Origin of the sequence: Photorhabdus sp. RM71S (assembly GCF_042879355.1) — a bacterium.
In the GTDB taxonomy this organism is placed as follows: Bacteria; Pseudomonadota; Gammaproteobacteria; order Enterobacterales; family Enterobacteriaceae; genus Photorhabdus; species Photorhabdus kayaii.
Genome location: NZ_JBHFKV010000027.1, coordinates 60,848 through 67,390, shown reverse-complemented (window position 1 = coordinate 67,390; position 6,543 = coordinate 60,848). Strand labels below are relative to the sequence as shown.

Genomic DNA, 6,543 nt, shown 5'->3' with positions numbered 1-6,543 from the left:
GCCTCTTCGCTATAAAGGGCGGCATCGGCGACAAAGTAGCGGCTGTTCTGCGCGGCTTTCAGGCAACGAATATGATGTTTTGTGAATTCTGTGAACGCCCGGGTATCATTGGTATTTCCGCTCATCGCCTGCATGTAAACGGGTATCCCGGCCTGATTTTCACAAATCAGCTCAAGGATAACCTGGTTCAGCTCAGGCCGATGGTCGCGGCTGTACCCCGAACCAGTTCAATACGCTGCGTGTCGTCTTTCAGAGGAGACTTGTACTCGCCATCCACATGGAAACTGGAGATGTCGAGATGCACAGAATGGGGTGTTATGCCCAATTTATCAATGACCTGTTCAGCCAGTATCTGATAGACTTCTGACACGCCGGCCTCATATAAAGCATCCAATGTACGACCCAGCACGTCATCATTCAGATGTCCAGCATCAATACCGGGGCCAATCAAACGTTCAATCGGCTTATGCTGGAAAAAACCGGAAAACATGTGCAGTGTCCGGCTGTGAAACCCCAACCCGTTAAGGATCATCGCAAGAAAAGCCTCGCCATGAGAAACGGTGTGACCCGAATATTTTGGCATGATGGCATCAATGATACGGGGCAATCCGGCTTCATAGCAGAAAGCCGCGATGAGACCAGGGTGATCAAGACGTTTAATGGCAGGTTCTGACTTGAGCATATTCACTTTCCGGCAAATAAAAGTAATAGATCAAAATGGGCGATCGCCGTCAATCTCATGGGAACAATAAATATGTAAAATATGCGTAAGATCACACTATTTTTAAATCAGGAATGAGGTGCGGAATGACGGTTTCACATGTGAAAGTGCCAGATTATTGACAAAGTGCTGGTTTTTTATCCGGCACTTTGTTTTAATGAAGTTCCGTTCACCAGACGGAGCTTGCCGCCATGTTAAGAACACCGCCTCCCCAGACTTTTCCGCCAGAAACCCTTTCGCTTGACGAGCTGGTCCCCAAAAACCATCTGGTCCGTCAAGTCGATGCCGCCATTGATTTCGAATTTATCCGTGAATTAGTTGCCCCGTTGTATTGCCACGATAATGGCCGGCCTGCCATCGATCCGGTCAGGCTGATTAAGATGATGTTACTCGGCTATTTATTTGGTATTCCCAGTGAACGCCGTCTGGTACAGGAAATTCAGGTGAATGTGGCTTACCGTTGGTTTCTGCGCCTCGGACTGACAGAGAAAGTGCCTGATGCTTCAACCCTGAGCCAAAACCGCCGCCGCCGTTTCAATCACAGCGAGGTCTTCCAGCAGATTTTTGATAATATTGTTGAGCAGGCCATCGCCAGAGGGCTGGTGGGGGGACGGATACTCTATACTGACAGCACTCACCTGAAAGCCAGTGCCAATCCGCATAAATCCAAGAGCGAACAACGTGCTGTGCCCCCTGGCGCCTATTTTGACGCATTGGATAACGCTGTCAATGAAGACCGGGCTGAGGCCGGAAAAAAAGTCTGAAGCCAGCCCTTCAGGAACGGCAGAGAAAGACGAAGGTCAGCACCACTGATCCGGACAGCGGATTTATGCACCGGACCAACAAACCCAGGGGATTCTTTTACCTTGACCACCGTACGGTGGATGGGCAAGTCGGGATTATCACCGATACTTACGCGACACCGGGCAATGTCCACGACAGCCAGCCCTTCATTGAACGGTTGAAGCGCCAGCTTAGCCGCTTTTGTCTCAGCCCCCTTGCTGTTGGACTGGATGCGGGGTACTTCACTGCCCCGGTTTGTTACTTAACGGAACAGTTAGACGTCATTCCGATAATCGGTTACCGCCGCCCGAATAAGGGGCCGAACGTCTTCCAGAAGAAGTATTTTACCTATGACAAGCAGCAGGACTGCTATGTGTGTCCCCAAGGCGAAAAGCTGATTTATAAAACGACCGGCCGGGAGGGATACCGGCATTATCAAGCGGCGGCGGATATCTGCCAGTATTGCCCGAAACGCGCGTCCTGTACGCAGGCCAAAGGGGGAAAAACGATCACCCGTCATGTCTGGGAAGACAGTGAGGAGCAGGCTAGGGAAAACCGGCTAACGCCGTGGGGTAAAAGGACCTACAAACGGCGAAAGGAGACGATAGAACGCAGTTTTGCGGATGCGAAGTAGCATCATGGGTACCGTTATGCCCGTTTTCGGGGGGGGGGGGAGGGACTGAAAGTGCAAATATAGTGTCTTTTGGCGGCAACGGCCCAAAATATCAAGAAGATAGCCTTGCTGGTCGCCATGCTATGTTGTTTTTATCTCTGGAGGACGAGCAGAGTCAATGCAGCAGGAGCTAAAATAACACCTTGCCAGGCGATAAAACCGGATGAATGAGGAAAATGGGTTGCATTATGATTCATAATGAAAGGAACAAACCCCGTTATTTTTAATGAGGTTTGTCAGCGGTCTGAACCCTAATATTTAGGGCTTTAATTCAATATTCATATATATATCTAACCAATCGTTTAATTCCACTTAGACCTTGGTGGCTCATATGATAATACTAGTTCTAAGAGAACATTAGGATCTTCAGATACAACAAGCATATCTAAATATTCCTTTTTCATGAAATTCTTTTCAACCATTTCCCTAAAAAAGGCAATCAGAGAGTCGTAATACCCATTTACATTTAAGATTGCACAAGGCTTATCATGAAAACCTAACTGCCCCCAAGTCCATACTTCAAATATTTCCTCTAGAGTCCCAGTTCCACCTGGCAGCGCTATAAAAAAATCAGCGTAATCTGAAATGATCTTTTTCCTTTCATGCATATCACTCACAATTTTTATTTCGCTTAAACCAGTATGAGCCAACTCATGCTCAACCAATTTTTTTGGCATCACACCAATAATATTCATTCCTTTATTTATCGAGGTATCTGCTATTGTACCCATTATACCAACATGCCCCCCACCATAAACGATATCAATATTTTTACGATACAATACCTCAACTAGCTCTTTAGCATAGTTTGTATAAATTTCATCATTACCATTAGATGAACCACAAAAAATCCCAACACGCATACAAACCTCTACAAAAAACAGTAAAATTGAGGGGATTATGATGCATGATTAATTACCACCAAAACTAACCATGACTACCCCTATCAGTACGAACACCACACCAAAGACACGTAAGGTTAAAATTTCACGAATAGGCATACCTAACAGTCCAAACTTATCCAGAATCATGGCCATAGTTACCTGGCCTAATATAACTAAAGATATCATGGCTGTTACTCCTAGTCTTGGAGCTAAAAAGGTAGTTCCAAACACAAACAAGGCACCAAGAAATCCACCGAGTAAAAAAAGTGGATTAACATTACGAATTTGATAGAGAAGAGATAATTTCTCACCACTAAACAAACAAATAAAAAAGAGGAAGAATGAGCCTAAAACAAAAGATACTAGTGAGGCCAGTAGTGCCCCTCCACCTAAAAATGATTTCAATTGATTATTTATAGCAGACTGAGTTGCTATTGCCGCACCAATAAAGATTGCTAAAATATAAAGTAAAAAGCTCATTCCATCCCTTTTCCAATTTAAAACACTTACTCTAGTATCAGTATAACATAGTTTAGCTACTGGTAAGTATTTTAGACCTAGTTTTTTTGCAACATTATACCTATGATTCCCATCCATAATCCAACCTGAATTGTATTCAGTAGGAATTATTGTATTCCATATACCGTTTTCAACAATACCATCAGATAAATACTTAACGGCAGCACTGTCCACTTCTTCAGATTGTCTTAAAGAAGATACTTTTTCAAAGGATACTTCATACTCCTTTCCTGAGTCCCCTAATTTAAATATCTTCATAGATCAATCGCCCCATATTTACTTAAGTAATCTTCGACTTTGTTAATATTACCTTTATATTTTGATGAAGAAGACATACAGTCAATGATATTTCTTATTGTAGTTATAGGCAATATATTAACACCAGTTCGCTCCGCAGCATCCCGTAACGCAGAACCATTACCGACCAATCCTTTTTCTTCACGATCGAGTGCAACAATATAAGACATGATGTTTCCATTTAAATTGGAAACCAAATTAACACTATCATCAATAGTCATACCAGAAGTAATAACATCATCAACAATAATAATATTACCACCGTCTAAATTTGCACCTACTATGATTCCTCCATCACCATATTTCTTTACTTCCTTTCTGTTGAATGAGTAATCTACCTCTATATCGAAATCCCTCTGCAAGGATAATGATATTGCTACGCATAATGGTATACCTTTATATGCAGGACCAAAAATAACACTAGGAGAAATGTTATTTTCAACGATATGCTTCGCATAAAACCATGCTGTTTTGTTCAATAATGTAGAGTTACACAACTTGCCAAAATTAAAAAAATATGGACTAATTCGACCAGATTTCAATTCAAAATTACCGAATTGAACAACATCACTTTCTATTAAAAACTGTGCAAAATCATTTTGATTACTTAGCATAATAAGAACCTCTAGCTTCTTCTAAGGTAGAAAACCCGTCTTTAATCATAAAAGATTCAATTTCTTGGTTGAATTTATCTATTATTGAAGGACCTTCATATATTAAGGCGCTGTAAATCTGGCACAAACTCGCCCCCATACATATTCGCAAATATGCTTCATATCCACTATCAATCCCACCTGAAGATACTATCACCTTTTTCTTACCGACTATTTCGTAGGTTCTTTTAAGCATCTCTCTAGATTTTAATTTTAATGGTTCACCTGATAAGCCTCCATTTATCAAATGGTCAGGAACTTTATCTAACATAGTTCTATCTGTAGTTGTATTGCTTACTATCAATCCATCCACCTGAGATGTAGAAAGGTATCTAAGCAATTTACATTCTTGAACAATATCCATATCAGGTGATAACTTAATAAGAATCTTGCATTTTTTATTTCTTATGCTTCTTATAACATCAATTTCCTTTATAAATGGTTCTAAAACGTCTATATTTTGAAGGTCTCTTAACCCAGGTGTATTTGGCGATGATAAGTTTATAGTTATGTAATCAGCATAATCAATTAACTTTTCAACTCCTATAATGAAGTCCTGCATATCATTAGTAGTATTTTTATTCTTACCTAAATTTACGCCAATAAAATCATCACGACTCCTACCTACCAACCTTTTTTCAACATATCCAATACCTTTAGAATTGAAACCATATCTATTTACGATAGCGCGGTTTTCTTTTAATCTAAACAACCTAGGTTTACTATTACCTGGTTGAGGTATCGGTGTAACTGAACCTATTTCAACAAAACTGAACCCCAATTTAGACAAACTACTGTAGGCTTGTGCATCTTTATCAAATCCAGCCGCAAGCCCAAGAGGATGTGGGAAATAACGATCAAAAACCCTTAATCTCAGAGATTTTATCTTTGCTTTCTTTTTTCTAATTGGTACAAACCTAAGTAAAAATATTGATAGGTGATGCGCCTTTTCAGGCGCAATATTCAAAAGTAGCTTATGTACTATTCTTTCAATCATAATTACTCGTTTACTTTTCTTATGGATAAAACACTTTTGTTTACTTCTTGTTTCAGTTCATCAAGTGTCAGCAACTGAACTTCTTTTTCTAATAACCACTCAGCATCGTAAAACTGATCAAGATAGTTAACTCCTGTATCAGGTGCTATAGCTACTACTGAATTAATATTCTGAAGCTGTAAGGCTACTAAAGCACTGAAAATAACTACACCAGAAGAACCACCTAATAACAAGCCTAGGTCTTTAGCTATCATATGGCATATTGAAATAGCATTTTGATCACTAACATTAAGTAGATAGTCAAAAGCATCAATATGAGTGTTATCAGAACGCCAGCTAAGGCCTAAACCGTTCAATAGATAAGGATGAAATTGAGAACCAAATATTGCGGAACCTGCAACATCACAAGCCAAGCTTTTCATATTGCTATTAACTTTTTTTATACCTTTACTTATTCCGGTAAAGTGTCCCCCTGTGCTTACTGTACCCACGATCATATCAGCAGGTATATCAAGGAACTCATTGGCGGTAACTGACTCATGATAGTGAGGGTTATCTGGATTATCGTATTGATTCGTCCAAAACGCATCAGGGTTATCTTTAAGTAATTCCTTAACTCTTGCTATCCTAGCTGTTTGAAAGCCGCCAGATGCGTCTGGAGTTGTTACCGTTTCAACATCAACACCAAAAGCTTTAAACCAATTCAAAGAATTCTTACTTACTTTTGGATCGACCACTACAATTAGCTTAAATTTTAAACTCGCACTGAGCATTGCTAGCGATTTACCCAAGTTTCCTGAAGTTGACTCAATTACTGTTCCACCTGGTTTTAATTTACCACTTTCAAGAGCCTTTTCTATTAAGCCTAGTGCTGTACGATCTTTGATACTAAAATTCGGATTGAATTGTTCAAGTTTGAGATATAGTTTTTTATTATCCGGAATAAGTGAGTGTGATAAGGAAAAAACTGGAGTATCACCAATCAATTGACTAACTTTTTCTACTAGTTTCATAAA

At 40.1% G+C, this 6,543-nt stretch carries 5 protein-coding genes and 2 pseudogenes; 1 reads left to right on the top strand and 6 read right to left on the bottom strand.

Annotated features, from left to right (window positions below):
* Positions 1-682: pseudogene (locus ACGF5R_RS14935) on the bottom strand (IS1634 family transposase); the annotation flags it as partial.
* Between the two features lie 230 nt (positions 683-912).
* Here ACGF5R_RS14935 and ACGF5R_RS14930 point away from each other — a divergent pair.
* A pseudogene (locus ACGF5R_RS14930) lies at positions 913-2,348 on the top strand (IS1182 family transposase).
* A gap of 131 nt (positions 2,349-2,479) precedes the next feature.
* Here the strand turns inward: ACGF5R_RS14930 and ACGF5R_RS14925 are convergent.
* Genes ACGF5R_RS14925 through ACGF5R_RS14905 form a run of 5 tightly spaced genes read right to left on the bottom strand, consistent with a single transcriptional unit; the run spans position 2,480 to position 6,540 of the window.
* Positions 2,480-3,040, bottom strand: coding sequence for a TIGR00730 family Rossman fold protein (locus ACGF5R_RS14925; RefSeq protein ID WP_387691476.1), 561 nt, complete (start codon positions 3,038-3,040; stop codon positions 2,480-2,482).
* A 48-nt stretch (positions 3,041-3,088) separates the two neighbouring features.
* Positions 3,089-3,838: a DMT family transporter gene (locus tag ACGF5R_RS14920; protein ID WP_387691474.1), complete on the bottom strand. Its 750-nt coding sequence runs from the start codon at positions 3,836-3,838 to the stop codon at positions 3,089-3,091.
* The gene (pyrE, locus tag ACGF5R_RS14915) at positions 3,835-4,491 is read right to left on the bottom strand and encodes an orotate phosphoribosyltransferase (protein WP_387691472.1); all 657 of its coding nucleotides are present in this window, start codon (positions 4,489-4,491) and stop codon (positions 3,835-3,837) included. Before pyrE ends, ACGF5R_RS14920 begins: the two co-directional genes overlap by 4 nt.
* Entirely contained in the window at positions 4,481-5,527 is a 1,047-nt protein-coding gene (locus tag ACGF5R_RS14910) for a quinone-dependent dihydroorotate dehydrogenase (protein ID WP_387691470.1), read from the bottom strand. The genes pyrE and ACGF5R_RS14910 overlap by 11 nt, the downstream gene beginning before the upstream one ends.
* Positions 5,528-5,529: 2 nt before the next feature.
* A complete protein-coding gene (locus tag ACGF5R_RS14905; RefSeq protein WP_387691468.1) occupies positions 5,530-6,540 on the bottom strand; it encodes a cysteine synthase family protein in 1,011 nt (336 codons plus the stop codon).
* Positions 6,541-6,543 lie beyond the last annotated feature (3 nt).